The organism is Kitasatospora sp. NPDC006697 (genome assembly GCF_042869935.1).
Taxonomy (GTDB): domain Bacteria; phylum Actinomycetota; class Actinomycetes; order Streptomycetales; family Streptomycetaceae; genus Kitasatospora.
In genome coordinates this window covers 1-15,388 of sequence record NZ_JBIAGU010000023.1, presented here as the reverse complement: position 1 = coordinate 15,388, position 15,388 = coordinate 1, and the positions used below count along the sequence as shown (strand labels likewise).

Below are 15,388 nucleotides of genomic sequence, written 5' to 3'. Positions count from 1 at the left end.
CGTCCCGCGGATCCCCTCCGGTCCGCGGGGCGGGCCTCACTCCGGCTGCGGCAGGTCCGCGGTGGTGATGTGCAGGGTGACGGTCGCGAAGACCGGGCCCTGGATCAGGTGGCCGAGCAGCGAGTCGGCCTGCTGGCGGGTCAGGTACCCGGCGGCGACGGCGCGTTCGGTGTTCCGCTGGATGCCGAGGATCTGGTCCGCGGCCCGCAGCTCGCGCAGCACCGAGGTGACCGCCGTGACCTGCTGGACCACGAAGCCCTGCTCGGCCGCCAGGCGGTGCAGCTGGCGCCCGATCACCGCGTTGCGCACGATCCGGTCCGCGATGTGCCGGGTGTAGGCGCGGGCGATCTCCAGGTCGGGGTGGTCCAGGGTGAGGGTGTCCCAGTCCGGCTCGGCCATCACCAGCCGGCCGCCGGGCCGCAGCACCCGCTGGGCCTGCTCCAGCACCGCCGGCACGTCCTCGACGTGCTGGAGCAGCCGGTCGGTGTGCACCCGGTCGGCGCAGCCGTCGGGCAGCGGCAGGGTGGCCACGTCCGCCTGCAGCACCTCGACGACGCCGATGCCGGCGGTGCGCTCGCGGGCCAGCCGCACCATTCGGGGGTCGTTGTCGATCGCGACCACCCGGCCCTCGGGGCCGGCGGCGGCGGCCAGTGCGGGCAGGTCGGCACCCGGGCCGCAGCCCAGGTCCAGCACCAGGCTGCCCGGGCGGATGTCCAGTTCGGCGAGCGCCAGCTCCTTGTAGGAGCGGCCCGGGTCGCTGGCGGCCAGCCGGTCCAGGTAGCCGGCCCGGTCGGGCACGGCGGTCTCGAACATCCGGCCGGTGACCTCGGCCAGCGCGGCCAGCTCCCGCTCCAGGGTGGCCCGGCCGTCCTCGGTCAGCCGCAGCGGCCGGCGGCGGCCCTCCCCCTCCAGCTGCTCGACCAGCCCCTTGTCCCGCAGCCGGGCCAGCGCACTGGAGAGGCTGCCCCGGCCCAGCCGGGCTCCGGTCATCCGCTCGATGGTCGCGTTGACGCCGTAGCCGTGCAGCGGCCCGTCCGCCAAGGCGGAGAGCACCAGCATCTGGGCATCGTTGGTACGCACGGTCGCTCCTGCTCGGTAGCGTGCGGGCTCTGACGATAGCACGTGACACGTGCTATCCAGGGGCAGCCGTCCGGCGACAGCCGCACGTACCGGCGGAGACGAGCCGGCCGCCCCCACCGACGGCCGGCTCTGCCACCCCATGAAGGGAGACGATACAATGTCACACGTCAGATTTCATTCCCCGTGCGCTTCCGGGTTCAGATTGCCCGGCGGGCCGTTCAGACCGCCCGGCGGGCCAGGAAGAGGTCGTTGACCTGCAGCACGTCGACGCCTCCGCCGTTGGCGTCCAGGACGGCGGCGATCTCGTCCAGCACCAGCTCGCGGGTGGCGGCGGAGAGGATCCGGTAGGCGGAGATCGAGGCCTGCAGACCCACGTACTCCTCGGTGCTGTACCGGACGGGCGCGGCGAACCGCAGCGAGCGCGGCTCGGTGAACCGGCCGTCCCGCAGGCACTCGGCCAGCGGCCACTCCTCCCGGTCCTCCGGAAGGCCGGCCATGTCCTCGGCCGCCTCGAACAGGCCGTCCAGCACGCCGTACCGCTGGTTCACCTCCTGCAGCGCGGCGAACACCCCGCCGTCCACGATGCCCTGCGGGTTCCAGCAGAGCGCGATCGTGCCGCCCGGCCGCAGCGCGCCGTGCACCAGGTCCCAGCGCTGCTCCGGGTCGACCCAGTGCCAGCAGGTGGCGGCCAGCAGCACGCCGAACTCGCGGCCCTGCGGCCGCCACTCCTCGAACCCGCCGACCGCCACCTCGACCTGCGGCCAGGACCCGGTGTTGCGGCGCAGCACCTCGGCCATCCGCGGGTCCGGCTCCAGGCAGAGCACCGGGCCGCCCCGCTCGGCCAGTCCGGCGGTGGCCTTGCCGGTGCCGGCGCCGATCTCCAGCACGGGGTACGGCTGCGGGCCCGCGTAGTCGAAGAGCGCGGCATAGAGCTCCGGCTGGTAGCCGGGCCTGGCCCGGTCGTACAGCTCCGCCACCTCGCCGAAGACGCGGCTGCGCGGTGCGCTGGTCATGACTCCCCCTCAGGTCTGCTGTGTCAGAGCGGCGTCAGGACGGCTGCCGCCGGGATCAAGGACCCGTCAGGAGCCGCCGTGGGGGCGGGCCGCCGGGCGTAGCGTCGTGAGCGCGCCCGGACGGACCGCTCAGCCGGTCCGGGCCTCACCGATCGCCCCTCGGGCTGCCGCCCTCCTCCCTGCGGCAGCGGCCCGGGGGGCGACGGCCGGGAGGCGCCTTCGAGCGGTCAACCGTACATCCGCTCCTGGTACCGCGCCCCGTAATAATCCTCCAGCTCCTCGACGCTCTCCGGCCGCTGCTCCAGCAGCTTGGCGATCCTGGCCCGGGACGGCGCCGCCTGCGGCTGCCAGCGCTCCGGGCTCCAGGCTCCGGCCCGCAGCAGCGCCTTGGGGCAGTGGTAGAAGACCTGCTCGATCTCCACCAGCAGGGCCAGTTCGGGCCGGTGGCCCTTCACCACCATCCGGTCGAAGAACGGGGCGTCGCGCAGGATCCGGGCCCGCCCGTTGATCCGCAGCGTGTCGGGGCGGCCGGGGATCAGGTAGAGCAGGCCGACCCGCGGGTTGGCCAGGATGTTGCGGAACCCGTCGACCCGGCGGTTCCCCGGGCGCTCGGGCAGCACGATGGTGGTGTCGTCGAGCACCAGGGTGAAGCCGGCCGGGTCGCCCTTGGGCGAGGAGTCGCAGCTGCCGTCGGCGGCCGCGGTGGCGACCACGCAGAGCGGGGAGGCGGCCAGGAACTCCCGGTCGTAGGCGTGCAGGCCCGCGCGCACCTTGTCCACCGCCGCCCCCGCCGGCTCGCCCACCACCCCGGTCAGCTCCGCCACCGAGGTCACCTCGACCCAGTCGGCCACCATGCCGCCCCCTCCGTCCGTACCCGATCGTCCGGCCCGAGCGTAGGCGACCCGACACCCGTTCGACCAGGGCCTGAGGGGCCGTCACGCCAGCAGGGCCACAGGGCCGAACCCGAAGCGGGCCCGGTGGTCGGCGGGGGTCACGAGGCCGCCGGGCACCGCGGGCGGCCGGGACCGGGAAGTCGGCCAGGTCGACCTCCTGTGTGGCCTCCTCCGGGTGCCCGGTGATCGGCCCCTGCCCGGCGGAGGCGGCGATGGGCCCGGATCGCCGATCTCGGCGAGTTCCCGGCGGCCGGCACCGTCGACCACAACACCATCGTCCACGGCGAGCCGGACGGGCCCGGCGCCGCCTTCGAGGCCATCGCTCCGCACCTCCCCGCGCCGGCCCCGCACCAGGTCCGGGTCGAGCAGCGTCATCTTCACCCTGCGCGAGCGGCGGATCAACGGGCAGCGCTGCGTCTCCGCCGGCCGGGCCTCTCCCTGCGGCTCGGCTGGGACCGGCCGACGGCCGGCCGAGGCGCGGGCGCCCCGCAAGGATCGCGTCAACAGCGGGCGCGGGCACTTGTCGCGGCGGGCGGGCGCGCCTACACCGGAGGCAGGAGGTGCACCATGCGACCGGTCCCCCTGCTCTCCGCGCTCCTCGGCCCGCTCGCGCTCTGCGCGCTGCTGCTGCCGGCCCGCGGCCACCTGGCCAACACCGATGCGGCGCTGCTGCTGGTGGTCGTGGTGGTCGCCGTCTCGACCCTCGGCCGGCGGTGGGCCGGCGCCCTGGCCGCCGTCAGCGCGGCGCTCTGGTTCGACTTCTTCTTCACCAGGCCGTACCAGACCTTCGCCATCACCAAGTCGGCCGACCTGGTCACGGCCGGCCTGCTGCTCGCGGTCGGCCTGGCCGTCTCCCAGCTCGCCGCCCGCGCCCGGCGGTACCGGCTGACCGCCGTCACCGGCACCGACCACCTGGCCCGGGTCCGGGACACCGCCGTGCTGGCCCGCTCCGCCAACTCGGCGCTCACCGTGGTCGACCACGTCCGCGCGCAGCTGATCGAGCTGCTGCAGCTCGACGAGTGCCGCTTCGAGTACGGCGCACTGCTCGGCCACCCGCCGCGCCTGGCGCCGGACGGCTCGGTCACCGTCGACGGCGTGCCCTGGGACGCCGACCGCCTGGGCCTGCCGCCCGGGCCGGTGGAGCTGCGGCTCTTCGGCACCGGCCGCTACCTGGGCCGCTTCCTGGTCACCGGCACCCCGGGCACCGTCCCGACGCGCCAGGCCCGGCTGGTCGCCGCCACCCTCGCCGACCAGGCCGGCGCGGCCCTGGACGCACTGCAGCGCCCGGTCCGCGCCGCCTGAGCGGCCGTCAGGCCACCGCCGCGGCGCCCTCCGCCGCCACCAGCGCGCAGGCCTGCGCCAGCTCGTCCATCGACAGCCCGAGCGCGCCCGCCAGCGCCGCGATGGTGAAGAAGGCCGGCGTCGGCGCCCGCCCGGTCTCGATCTTGCGCAGCGTCTCGGTGGAGAGCCCGGCCGCGGCCGCGATCTCGACCATGCTGCGCCCGCCGCGCGCCTGCCGGAGCAGGGAGCCGAGCCGTTCGCCGCGTTCGCGTTCCTGAGGGGTCAGTGGAGTTCGCACCATACCCGTGATACTAATACCGGGATACAAATACCGGTATAAGAATTGGTCCCACTCGGGGCCGTACGGGAGGCCCCGACCATGGTGGAGATCAAGACCGACCGCGCACTGGACGCCATGCGGGAGGCCGGGCGGGTGGTCGGCGAGGCCCTCGCCACCGTCCGCGCGAGCGCCGCCGTCGGCGTCACACTGCGCGAGCTCGACGCCGTCGCCCGCGAGGTGCTGCGCGCCGCCGGCGCCGACTCGCCGTTCCTCGGCTACCGCCCGGGCTTCGCCGGCACCCCGTTCCCCGCAGTGATCTGCACCTCCGTCAACGACGCCGTGGTGCACGGCATCCCCACCGACTACCGGCTGCGCGACGGCGACCTGGTGAGCGTCGACTGCGGCGCCCGGCTCGGCGGCTGGACCGGGGACGCGGCGGTCAGCTTCATCGTCGGCACCCCGCGCCCGGCCGACCTGCGGATGATCGAGACCGCCGAGCGCGCGCTGGCCGCCGGCATCGCCGCCGCCGTGGTCGGCGCCCGGATCGGCGACATCGCGCACGCCATCGGCACCGTCGCCCGCGGCGCCGGCTACGGGCTGATGGAGGGCTTCGGCGGCCACGGCATCGGGCGCGCCATGCACGAGGACCCGCACGTGCCCAACGACGGCTGCCCCGGCCGGGGCATGCGGCTGCGCCACGGCATGGCGCTCGCCATCGAGCCGATGCTGCAGGCCGGCGGCCGCGACCAGTACCGCACCGCCCCCGACGGCTGGACCCTGTGCACCGCCGACGGCAGCCGCGCCGCCCACGTCGAGCACACCGTGGCGATCACCGACGCGGGTCCGCGGATCCTGACCATCCGCTGACCCGCCGTCAGCTACCGTGGCCCCGTGGACGGCCGAGCGCGGACGACGGTGCCCCTCGCCCCCGGGGCGCTGCCGGGGCTCGGGCACACCCTGCCGATGCTCCGGGACCCGCTCGGGTTCCTGCGCGGGCTGGACCGCGCGGCGCCGCTGGTCCGGCTGCGGCTCGGGCCGCTGCCGGTGCTGCTGGTCCGCGACCCGGAGCTGGTCCGCCGGCTGCTGCTGGACGACCGCGCCTTCGACAAGACCGGCCCGATCGCCGAGCGCAGCAAGGACCTGATCGGCGACGGCCTGGCCGGCTGCCCGCACGCCCGGCACCGCCGCCAGCGCCGGCTCTGCCAGCCCTCCTTCCACCCGCACCGGCTGCCCGACTACGCCCCGCACTTCGGCGAGGCGGCGCAGCGCACCGTCGGCTCCTGGCGGGACGGCCAGCTGCTGCGGGTGCCGGAGGAACTGTTGACCATGACCATGCGCAGCACGGTCACCGCGGTCTTCGCCGCCCGGCTGCCGGAGGCGACGGGGCGTCAGCTGCTCGCCGACCTCGCCACCCTGCTGGACGGCTCGTTCCGGCAGGTCCTCACCCCGCCGCCGTTCGACCGGCTGCCCATCCCGGCCAACCGCCGCTACCGGGAGGCCACCGAGCGGTTCGGGCGGACGCTGGGCGCGCTGGTGGACGACCGCCGACGGCACGCGGCCGGGCCCGGCGGCACCGACCTGCTCTCCGCCCTGCTCGGCGCGGTGGACCCGGAGAGCCCGACCGGCGCGCGGGCGCTCGGCGACACCGAGGTGACCGACCAGCTGCGCACCTTCTTCGTGGCCGGCACCGAGACCACGGCCGCGGCCCTGGGCTGGGCGCTGCACCTGCTCGCCCGGCACCCGGGCATCCAGCGGCGGGTGCGGGCGGAGGTGGCGGAGGTGCTGGGCGGGGCGCCGCCCGCCCTGGCCGACCTGCCGGCGCTGCCGCTGGTGCGGCAGACCGTCACCGAGGCGCTGCGGCTCTACCCGCCGGCCTGGATGCTCACCCGGGAGGCCGGCGCCGGCGCCGAACTGGGCGGCCATCGGGTGCCGGCCGGGTACACCGTCGCCTGGAGCCCGTACCTGCTGCACCACCGCGCCGACCTCTTCCCCGACCCGGAGCGCTTCGACCCCGACCGCTGGCAGCACACCAAGCCGGACCGGACCAGCTACCTGCCGTTCGGCAGCGGGCCGCGCAAGTGCATCGGCGAGCAGTTCGCGCTGACCCAGGCGGCGCTGTCGCTCGCCACCGTGCTCGGCCGCTGGCGGCTCTCCCCCGACGGCCGCTCCCCCGTCCGGGCGGCGGCGCGCAGCACGCTGACGCCGCGCGGTCTGCGGCTGCGGGTCCACTCAGCCGGGTGACTGCGCCAGGGCCTCGTCGAAGAGCCGCCGCGCGGCCCGGACGGCCTGCGCCAGCGCGGCGGGCTCCGGGGCCAGCCCCGTCAGGATCGCGTCCAGCCCGCGCAGCCCGGCCTGCTCCAACAGCCGCTTCTCGTTGGTCACCCACTCGCCGCGCGCGGCCAGCACCGCGTGCGCGGTCTGCAGGGCCGCCTCCGCCAGCAGCCCGGCCAGCTCCACCAGCCGGCCGTGCTCCGGGTGGGCGGCCTCCGCGTAACCCAGCGTCAGCCCGGCCCGCTCGCGCCACCACGCGGCGGCGGCCGTGCGCAGGGCCGGCGGGTAGCCGGGGTGCGGCAGGGTGCCGTGCAGCACCCGGTTGACGGCGAGTTCGGCGAGCAGCAGGTAGCTGGGGATGCCCGCCAGGTGGAACAGCAGCGGTTCCCAGTGGAACCGGCCCTGCCCGGCCTCGGCCAGCTCGTGCTCCACCACGGCGAGGTCGCGGTAGTGCACGTCCACCCGGCGGCCGTCGATGGTCAGCCAGGCGCCGCCGTTGAAGACCCCGCCGCCCCAGGCGCCCAGCTCGCAGACCTCGCCCGCCCAGCCGACCGCCCGCAGGTCGCCGGGGTCGAACGGGCCGCGGTAGTAGACGGCCAGGTCCCAGTCGCTGTCCGGCGCGTGGGTGCCCTGGGCGCGCGAGCCGCCGAGCGCGACGGCCTCGACGGCGGGCAGCGCGGCCAGCCGCCCGGTGACGGCGGTCAGGAAGTCCTCGTCGCTCACCGCTGCTCCGCTCCGCCGAACCGGGCCAGGTAGTGCCAGACCCGCTTCAGGGCCTGCGGGTCGTACTGCCCCGAGCGCTCGGCCTCGCCGATGATCCGGGCGTCCAGCAGGCCGTCCACCGCGATCTCCTCGCCGAGCGCCACGAACTCCGGTCCGCGGAACTCGGGGTGACGGCGCAGCACCTCGACGGTCAGCCGCCAGCCGGCGTGCCACTCCACCGGGCAGGGCAGCCGCTCGGCGGCGGCCGCCACCGGCGTGCCCCGGTAGCAGGGGTCCAGCACCAGCGCCTCGACGTCCCGCGCCAGCCGGACCGGGCCGTGTACCTGGGCCTCCACGTAGTCGTCCAGCGGGTCGCGCCGGCCGGCCCGGGCCAGGGCGACCAGGGCCATCCGCTCGGCGGTGCCGAAGTCGGAGGGCTCGGTGAAGCTGTCCGGGTAGCAGAAGGTGGTGCGGGCCGACGGCTCCGGGCGCAGCCGGAAGTGCGCCGAGCCGAACCGGGGCGCGGCGCCGAAGGGCTGGTGCCGGAAGTTCAGCGCGCCGTAGACCGGGCGCTGCTCGGCGGGCGCGCCGTCGTAGGCGCCGCCGAAGATCCGGCTCTCCCAGCGCCAGCGGTCGCCGCCGGGGTGGGCGGTCAGGCCGCCGTTGCTGGTGCCGGTGGTGAACTGCGAGCGGTAGACGCCGTCGGCGGCCAGCCGGTGCAGGATCGGCTCGCCGTCACGGGTCAGCCGGTCGGGGTGGAAGTTCAGCGTGACCCGCCAGCCGGGGTCGAACGGGCCGGCGGCGGCCAGCCCGGCCACGTGCCGCAGGGCCAGGTCGGCGGCGGGTCCGTAGGGCTCGTGCGGCTCGGCTCTCATGCGGGCCAGGATGCCGCAGCCCCGCCGCCGGTCGCAGGTGGTTTTCCGCCCCGGGGTTTCCCCCCGCGCACCCGCCGGGAAGAAGAGTGATCATGCGCCTTGCTCATGGTGGACGCGGTGGTGGACGGGGCCCGGCCGAGCTGCTGGCGGCGGGGAAGCGCCGGCTGCGGGAGCCCGTGGTCGACCAGGCGGTCCGGGCCACCGCCGCCGCGACCATCTCCTACGTGGTGGCCGTGCACCTGAGCAGCGAGCCGGCCCCGCTGACGGCACCGCTGACCGCACTGCTGGTGGTGCAGGTGACGGTCTACTCGACGCTGACCACCAGCATCCGCCGGGTGAACTCGGTGGTGGTCGGGGTGCTGATCGCGACCCTGTTCAGCTCGGTGGTCGGGCTCTCCTGGTGGAGCCTGGCGCTGACCATCCTGGCCTCGCTGACGATCGGCCACTTCGTCCGGGTGGACGAGTTCGTCAACGAGGTGGCGATCAGCGCGATGCTGGTGCTGGGGGTCACCCGGCTGGCCTCGCAGGCCTGGGACCGGGTGCTGGAGACGCTGATCGGCGCGGTGGTCGGGCTGCTCTTCAACCTGCTCTTCCATCCACCGGTCTGGGTGGACACGGCGGGCGAGTCGATCGAGGACCTGGCCCGCCGGGGCCGCCACCTGCTGCTGCGGATCGCCGAGGAGCTGGGCGAGCCGATCCCGGTGGCCCGGGCGGCGGCCCGGCTGCACGAGGCCCGCGAGCTGGACCAGGCGATCGCCGACGTGGACGCGGCGCTGCGGCAGGCCGAGGACAGCCTGCGGTTCAACCCGCGGATCCGGGAGGGGCTGCTCTCCCGGATCGTGCTGCGCACCGGGCTGGACACCCTGGAGATCTGCGTGGTGGTGATCCGGGTGCTGGCCCGCTCGCTCACCGACCTGGCCAAGCGGCGCGGCGAGGGCGAGCGGCTGCTGGCGCCGGAGGAGGCGCTGGCGATGGAGGAGCTGCTGGCCCACCTGGGCGGGGCCCTGGTGAGCTTCGCGGTGCTGGTCAGCACTCAGGTGGAGCGCAACGCCGAGGAGGCCGAGGCCCGGCTGGCGTCCGAGCTGGCCGCCGCCTGGGCGACCCGGGAGAACGCGGCGCAGCTGCTGCTGCGCCGGGTGCAGCAGCAGCCGGACGCCTGGCAGCTGCACGGCTCGCTGCTGGCCGAGGTGGACCGGATCCTGGACGAGCTGGACCTGGAGCACCGCTCCCGCCGCCTGATGGAGGAGCTGGACCGGGCGGCGATGGCCAACCGGGCCCGGCTGGAGCGCCCGCGCCGGCTGGCCGACCGGGGCCGGCAGCTACTGCGCCGGTAGAGCCGTGAACAGGTCGGTGCGCCGCGCCCGACGCACCACCGACCCCAGGGCGACCGCCCCGAAGCCGAAGGCCAGGAAGAGCCCGTCCAGCCGGACCAGCTCGGCGCTCCAGTGCCGGTACTCGGCCGGCGTCAGCGGCTGCCAGCCGGCCGTGCCCTGGACGGAGAGCTGGTAGCCGCTCGCCGCCGTCCCCCGCACCTCGCCCTTGGCCGCGCCCGCCACGAAGCCGCCGGCCACGATCACCACGCAGGCCAGCAGCAGCCCGCCGAGCGCCGCCCCCGCCCGCGCGGTCGGCGCGTACGCACGGCGGAACAGCACCCGCTTCGACAGCCGGTGCTCGGGAGCGAGCGCCCCGTGCCGGACCACCACGGGAGCCAGCGAGACGATGAGCCACAGCCAGACCGGGGGCAGCACCCACCCCATCGTCCCCGCCAGCCTGCGGTGGTCCAGCAACACCCGGTCCCCGAACCACGAGACCACGTCGTCCACCCCGACGACCAGCACGATCACCGCCCCGACCGCCACCACCACGGCATCCCCCACCGCCGCCACCCGGGACCGCGCCCGCCAGTCGTCGAACCGCTCCGCCGTCTCCAGCAGTCCCGGGCTAAGCATCGCCGCGTCTCCTCGTCACCGTGATGATCTCCGGGCTCTCCGCCGTCAGCGCCGAGCCGTCCCAGTCCCCGTACCGCTCCGCCACCGCCAGGAAGCCGTCCAGCGCCTCCGTGTCGAGGAAGCGCAGCGTGCTGCGGGCGGTCCGTGGCTCCGGCCAGCCGGGTCGGGTGAAGGTGTGCGAGAAGCTCACCAGCTCACCGGCGACCGGCAGTTCCACTTCGCGCCAGTAGTCGACCGGCTGCCCCTCGGCGTCCAGCGCCCGGTCGACCGCCTCCGGCGTCCAGCGCTCCCACTCGCGGGCGGCCGGGTTGCGGGTCTCGAAGGCGAACCGGCCGCCGGGCGCGAGCAGCCGCTCCACGGCGGCCAGCGCGGTGCGCAGTTGCTCGTCGCCGGTGAGCACCTGGAAGGCGTTGCCGGTCATCACGATCAGCTCGAACTCACCCGTGGGCAGCGCCGATGCCAGGTCGCCGAGCTGCCACTCCAGCTGCGGCGCGGCCCGCCGGGCCACCGCCAGCATGGCCGCGGCCGGGTCCAGGCCGGCCAGCCGCCCGGGGTGCCCGGCGGCGGCCGCCCGGCGCAGCAGTTCGCCGGTGCCGCAGCCCACGTCGAGCACGGAGCCGGCGGCCAGCACCAGTGGCAGGTAGTAGTCGAAGTCCTGGCGGCCTTCGCAGAACGGGTCGTAGAGCTCGGCGAGCACCGGGTCGGAGAACAGCTGGTCGACTTCTGTCACTGCGCTGGTGTAGCACCAGGGCGGGTGGCCCGCCAGTGAATTCAGCGGGCGGCCGCCAACACCGCCTCGCCGGCCGCGGTGCGGGCGTAGAGCACCGAGCGGCCGGCCCGGTGGGCGCTGGTCAGGCCCGCGTCGCGCAGCGCGGTGAGGTACTTGGAGACGGCGGCCGGCGACAGGCCGGTGCGGGCGGCGAGTTCGGTGGTGGAGGCGGGCAGGTCGAGCTCGGCCAGCAGCCGGGCCCGGGAGCGGCCCAGCACCGGGCTGAGCGCGGCCAGTCCGCTGCACGGCCGGGCCGTCCAGAGGGTGCCCGCGCCGCGGGCGGGGTAGCCGAGCAGCGGCGGGTCGGGCGGTCCGGTCCGGGTGCGCAGCCGCTCCCCGCCGAAGGCCAGCGGCACCAGCACCAGTCCGGGCGCCGCTCCCGGCCGGCCGAGCGGCTGCTTGCGGGCCCGCAGCCGCAGCCCGGCGCCGTCCCAGCTCATCGAGGTGTGCAGCTCGTCGAGCAGCCGGCCGATGCCGTGCTCGGCCGCCTGCCGAGCCCGGTGCAGCACGTCGGCCTCCGACAGCGCCTCGATCCGCGCCCAGTAGGGGGCCAGCGCCAGCTCCCAGTAGGCGGCCAGCTCGGCCGCCAACCGCTCCAGCCCGGCGGCCGGTTCGGCCCGCAGCGCGCGCAACCGGGGCCCCAGCGCGCCCTGGTGGCGGGCCAGGTGGTCCAGGTCGGCCCGGACCTGCTTCTCGGGGGTGGCCGCGAGCACGGCCAACTCCTCGGCCAGCCCGGGCGCGTGGCCCGGCGGGACGGGGTTGAGGAAGTCCGGCGCGTAGCCCGGGCAGCCCAGCAGCTCGGTCAGCCAGCCGTCCGCCAGCAGCCCCGCGCCGACCACCCGGGGCCGCACCTGGGCGATCCACCGCCCGTACACCGGGTGCTCCGGTCCGGCCCCGCGCAGCAGCAGCCGGAAGCTGGTGGTCAGCTCCCAGACCGGCGAGACGGCGAACCGCACCTGCGCCAGGTCGGCGGTGGAGAAAGCCAGTTCAGTGGGCATCGCAGCCCCGCCCCCGTGGTCTCGCGAACCGCTGGATTCGCAGATGTTCGAATCAGTTCCGGTCCAGCCTATCGGCCGGTGAGGATCACGCCATGACCTACGACACCACGCCCGGCGGCAGCCGGGACACCGGCCGGATCGGCGGCCTGACGGTCCGCCGGATCGGCCTGGGCACGATGCGGCTGCCACAGCACGGCCCCGCCTTCGACCCGGCCTCGCCGCCGCGCGACCGGGCGGCGGCGATCCGCCTGCTGCGCACCGCCGTCGACCTCGGCGTCGACCATCTGGACACCGCCGCCTTCTACTTCTCGGCGCTGCGCTCCGCCAACGAGCTGATCAACAGCGCCCTGAATCCGTACCCCGAGCACCTGGTGATCGCCACCAAGGTCGGCCCCAGCCGCTCCCCCGCCGGGGATTTCCTGCCGCACGCCCGGCCCGAGCAGTTGCGCGGGCAGGTCGAGCAGAACCTGCGCCAACTCGGCCGCGACCACCTGGACCTGGTCTACCTCCGGGTGCTCGGCAGCGACTCGCTCGCCGAACGCTTCGGCGCGCTGGCCGAGTTGCGGCAGGCCGGGCTGATCCGTGAGCTGGGCGTCTCCAACGTGCTGCCGGAGCAGCTGGCCGAGGCCCGCCGGATCGCCCCGGTGGCCGCCGTGCAGAACCTGTTCGGGCTCGGCGCGCCCGCCGCGCAGCGCGAACTGCTGCGCCGCTGCGGCGAGCTGGGCATCGCCTTCGTCCCGTTCTACGCCCTGGCGGGCGCCGCCCGGGCGACCGGGCGGACGGCGCGGAGCGACACCGCCGAGCCGGCCGGACTGCTGGCCCTGGCCCGCGCGCACGGCGTGAGCCCGGCCCAGCTGCGGCTGGCCTGGACCCTGCACCAGGGCCCGCAGGTGCTGGCCATCCCCGGCACCGGCGACCCCGCGCACCTGGCCGAGAACCTGGCGGCGGGCGCGCTGCGGCTCACCCCGGCCGAGGTCGGCGCGCTGGACGCGCTGGCGGAGGCGGAGAGCTGATGAGCCGTCGGCGTTGTCCGCCCGCGGCGGTGACGGGCCGCCGGAACAGCATAGGGCCCCGCCCGCCCCCGGGTGGCGGCCCCGGCCCGCACGTCACGCTCCCCGGTGACGTCGACCGATTCCGGTCCCCTCCCGGCGCCGGATGCGTACCGTTGCGGAGCATGACGGACAGTGAGATGGACCTGACCCAGGACGAGACCCTGCGCGCCCTGGCCGCCCTGGAGGCCTCCTGGCACCGCGACGAGCAGGCACTGGCGGCGCTCGTCGCGGCCACCGAGTCCGAGCAGCCGCTGCCCGTCCTGCTCGCCGACTACGGGCACCGGACCTTGCAGGCGCTGCTGACCATCGCCTTCAGCGGCGGCGACGACACGCCGGAGGACGCCGCCAGGCAGACCGAGCAGATGCGGGAGAACGCCATCTACCGGCTCAGCGAGGTGCTCGGCGAGGCGCTGGAGGTGTGGGCGGCGAACGCCGGGGAGGACGTGGCGGCGGCCGGGCAGATCGGGCGGCTGGTGGTCGCGGCGATCGTGGCGGTCAGTCAGAGCAGCACCGGCGACGAGATCCTGCCGCTGCTGGCGGCCCTGCGGGCGCACACCCTGAAGGACACCCGCTAGCCCCGCTCCCCCGAGTCGGCGGCGCCGACTTCCGGCGCAAGCGGAGCGGGCCCCGACGGTTATCACGCAAGGCGACCGGGCAGACACCGTGCGGAAACGGTTGCCCCAGGGAGAGACGGTGCCAGATGGCTCTGGTGTTCCAGGCGGACTTCGGCTCGGCGGAGCAGTGGGTGGCGGGCCGGACCAGCGCCTATCCCGACATGGGGCCCACCAACCGGTCCGACCACAAGCTGGACCGGCTGAACCGGAACTACTGCCCGGACGGCGTCTTCAGCGCGACCCGGCGCTACTTCGGCGGCCTGTGGAGCTGCAACCTGCTGACCACCGAGAACAGCCCGGAGGGCTTCCAGCTGCGCACCGGCGACCTGCTGCACGCCCGGATCCGGCTGCCCACCGCACTCGGCGCCTGGCCGGCGATCTGGACCTGGCGCGACGGCGGCAACGAGGTGGACGTCTTCGAGTACCACGCCGACCACCCGGCGATGCTGGAGCTCTCCAACCACGTCCGCGACACGCACCTCTACTGGGACGGCTCGGCGGCCGGCATCGCCCCCGGCGCCGCCTTCGACCTGACCACCCGCTTCGGGGCCGACTCGGTGGACTGGACGGTCAACGGCACCCCGGTCTTCCAGGACGCCCAGGGCGTCGGCCCCGACTGGCAGGCCTACCTGATCGTCAACCTCTCGGTGGCCGACGGTTTCTACCACCCGGCCCCGCTCCTGACCGGCCCGCGCCGGCTCAGCTGGAGCTGCCCGGAGCTGACGGTGGAGCGGGCGGCCGACTCCCGCTGAGTCCGCCGGAGCGGCCGCTCCCCGTGGGAGAGCGGCCGCCGGCGGGTGCGGGTCAGCAGGGGCCGTTGTCGGTCCAGACGCCGGCCGGGCCGCCCGGGGTGTCGTTGTAGGTCCACCACTTGGCGGTCCACTTGTGGCCGTTGTAGGAGACCACGGCGCCGCCGTTGTAGGCAGTGCTGGAGCTCCACGGGGCCGCGGTGCAGCTGCCGCCGGTGGGCGGGGCCGAGGTCGGCGGGGTGGTGGTCGGCGGAGCGGTGGTCGGCGGGGCCGTGGTGGGCGGCGGGCCGCTGGGCGGGGTGGCGCCGGCGAACTTCACCGTGTACTTGGTGAAGTCCCAGGGGTTCTGGGTGACTCCGGAGCAGGACCCGGACAGCCCGGGGTCCACCACGGGCGTGCACTGGCGGTCGCGGTTGACGGACCAGAAGGTGTAGCGGGCCAGCCCGTGCGCCGTGGCGAAGTCCAGCACGGTCTGGAAGTCCGCCTGGGTGAAGTACTCGGCGGAGTCGGTGCGGCCGTTCATCATCGAGACGCCCTCGTGGGCGTAGGCGGTGGCCGAGCTCCAGCCGAAGGTGTTCATCAGCAGCGTGTTGAACTGGGTGAGCGCGGCGGTCTGCGCGGAGGCGCCCGCGAAGCCGCCGTCGAACGGCATGATCGAGTAGTTGTTGGGCGTGAAGCCCTGTGACTTGGCCTCGTTGAGCATCTGCTGGCCGAACCAGCCGGTGCCCGCGTTGGTGCCCGCGGTGGTGATCGAGACGTACAGCCCCGGGTTGTTGGCCTGGAGGATCCGGGCCGCGCCGATCTCGTTGTGGATCGCCGCGGTGTTCTCGTACTCCGGCTCCTCCAGGTCGAAGTCGATGGC

At 75.3% G+C, this 15,388-nt stretch carries 17 protein-coding genes; 7 read left to right on the top strand and 10 right to left on the bottom strand.

Translation table 11 applies throughout. The annotated features are described in order from the left end of the window. Positions 1-36: 36 nt before the first annotated feature. The 3 genes from ACFYNO_RS27815 to ACFYNO_RS27805 all read right to left on the bottom strand — a co-directional run bounded on the left by ACFYNO_RS27815 (position 37) and on the right by ACFYNO_RS27805 (position 2,947). Positions 37-1,080: a methyltransferase domain-containing protein gene (locus tag ACFYNO_RS27815; RefSeq protein WP_388018192.1), complete on the bottom strand. Its 1,044-nt coding sequence runs from the start codon at positions 1,078-1,080 to the stop codon at positions 37-39. Between the two features lie 218 nt (positions 1,081-1,298). After that, positions 1,299-2,093 (bottom strand): class I SAM-dependent methyltransferase, encoded by a 795-nt coding sequence (locus ACFYNO_RS27810; protein WP_388018189.1) that lies wholly within the window; start codon positions 2,091-2,093, stop codon positions 1,299-1,301. A gap of 227 nt (positions 2,094-2,320) precedes the next feature. Then, positions 2,321-2,947 carry an MSMEG_1061 family FMN-dependent PPOX-type flavoprotein gene (locus ACFYNO_RS27805; protein ID WP_388018186.1) on the bottom strand — a complete coding sequence of 209 codons (627 nt, stop codon included), beginning with the start codon at positions 2,945-2,947 and terminating at the stop codon, positions 2,321-2,323. Between the two features lie 606 nt (positions 2,948-3,553). On the opposite strand from ACFYNO_RS27805, the gene ACFYNO_RS27800 reads away from it, so the two are divergent. Then, entirely contained in the window at positions 3,554-4,288 is a 735-nt protein-coding gene (locus tag ACFYNO_RS27800) for a DUF4118 domain-containing protein (RefSeq protein WP_388018183.1), read from the top strand. A gap of 7 nt (positions 4,289-4,295) precedes the next feature. Here ACFYNO_RS27800 and ACFYNO_RS27795 read toward each other — a convergent pair whose 3' ends face one another. Continuing rightward, positions 4,296-4,568: a helix-turn-helix domain-containing protein gene (locus ACFYNO_RS27795; protein WP_388018180.1), complete on the bottom strand. Its 273-nt coding sequence runs from the start codon at positions 4,566-4,568 to the stop codon at positions 4,296-4,298. Between the two features lie 78 nt (positions 4,569-4,646). Here ACFYNO_RS27795 and map point away from each other — a divergent pair, with 78 nt between their 5' ends. After that, entirely contained in the window at positions 4,647-5,414 is a 768-nt protein-coding gene (gene map / locus ACFYNO_RS27790) for a type I methionyl aminopeptidase (protein ID WP_388018177.1), read from the top strand. Between the two features lie 24 nt (positions 5,415-5,438). Further along, complete coding sequence (locus ACFYNO_RS27785; RefSeq protein WP_388018174.1) at positions 5,439-6,788, top strand: cytochrome P450; 1,350 nt, start codon at positions 5,439-5,441, stop codon at positions 6,786-6,788. Here the strand turns inward: ACFYNO_RS27785 and ACFYNO_RS27780 are convergent. Both ACFYNO_RS27780 and ACFYNO_RS27775 read right to left on the bottom strand, forming a co-directional pair. After that, on the bottom strand, positions 6,777-7,541 hold the full coding sequence (locus ACFYNO_RS27780; RefSeq protein WP_388018171.1) for a nucleotidyltransferase domain-containing protein: 765 nt from the start codon (positions 7,539-7,541) through the stop codon (positions 6,777-6,779). The genes ACFYNO_RS27785 and ACFYNO_RS27780 overlap by 12 nt on opposite strands. Next, on the bottom strand, positions 7,538-8,395 hold the full coding sequence (locus ACFYNO_RS27775; RefSeq protein WP_388018168.1) for a DUF3626 domain-containing protein: 858 nt from the start codon (positions 8,393-8,395) through the stop codon (positions 7,538-7,540). The genes ACFYNO_RS27780 and ACFYNO_RS27775 overlap by 4 nt, the downstream gene beginning before the upstream one ends. A gap of 92 nt (positions 8,396-8,487) precedes the next feature. Here ACFYNO_RS27775 and ACFYNO_RS27770 point away from each other — a divergent pair, with 92 nt between their 5' ends. Then, the gene (locus tag ACFYNO_RS27770) at positions 8,488-9,729 is read left to right on the top strand and encodes an aromatic acid exporter family protein (protein WP_388018165.1); all 1,242 of its coding nucleotides are present in this window, start codon (positions 8,488-8,490) and stop codon (positions 9,727-9,729) included. Here the strand turns inward: ACFYNO_RS27770 and ACFYNO_RS27765 are convergent. The 3 genes from ACFYNO_RS27765 to ACFYNO_RS27755 are packed head-to-tail and all read right to left on the bottom strand — an operon-like array spanning position 9,715 to position 12,111. Then, the gene (locus ACFYNO_RS27765) at positions 9,715-10,344 is read right to left on the bottom strand and encodes a hypothetical protein (RefSeq protein ID WP_388018162.1); all 630 of its coding nucleotides are present in this window, start codon (positions 10,342-10,344) and stop codon (positions 9,715-9,717) included. The two genes, ACFYNO_RS27770 and ACFYNO_RS27765, sit on opposite strands and share 15 nt — an antisense overlap. Continuing rightward, a complete protein-coding gene (locus tag ACFYNO_RS27760; protein ID WP_388018159.1) occupies positions 10,337-11,074 on the bottom strand; it encodes a class I SAM-dependent methyltransferase in 738 nt (245 codons plus the stop codon). Before ACFYNO_RS27760 ends, ACFYNO_RS27765 begins: the two co-directional genes overlap by 8 nt. Positions 11,075-11,115: 41 nt before the next feature. Further along, a complete protein-coding gene (locus tag ACFYNO_RS27755) occupies positions 11,116-12,111 on the bottom strand; it encodes an ArsR family transcriptional regulator (RefSeq protein ID WP_388018156.1) in 996 nt (331 codons plus the stop codon). 92 nt (positions 12,112-12,203) lie between these two features. On the opposite strand from ACFYNO_RS27755, the gene ACFYNO_RS27750 reads away from it, so the two are divergent. From ACFYNO_RS27750 to ACFYNO_RS27740, 3 genes are all read left to right on the top strand, one after another. Further along, on the top strand, positions 12,204-13,124 hold the full coding sequence (locus tag ACFYNO_RS27750) for an aldo/keto reductase (protein ID WP_388018153.1): 921 nt from the start codon (positions 12,204-12,206) through the stop codon (positions 13,122-13,124). 161 nt (positions 13,125-13,285) lie between these two features. Next, positions 13,286-13,738, top strand: a complete 453-nt coding sequence (locus tag ACFYNO_RS27745; protein WP_388018150.1) for a hypothetical protein — start codon at positions 13,286-13,288, stop codon at positions 13,736-13,738. Between the two features lie 125 nt (positions 13,739-13,863). Then, the gene (locus ACFYNO_RS27740; RefSeq protein ID WP_388018147.1) at positions 13,864-14,529 is read left to right on the top strand and encodes a beta-glucanase; all 666 of its coding nucleotides are present in this window, start codon (positions 13,864-13,866) and stop codon (positions 14,527-14,529) included. Between the two features lie 52 nt (positions 14,530-14,581). On the opposite strand, the gene ACFYNO_RS27735 is transcribed toward ACFYNO_RS27740, so the two are convergent. Next, on the bottom strand, positions 14,582-15,388 hold an 807-nt coding region (locus tag ACFYNO_RS27735; RefSeq protein WP_388018144.1), incomplete at its 5' end, for a carbohydrate-binding protein.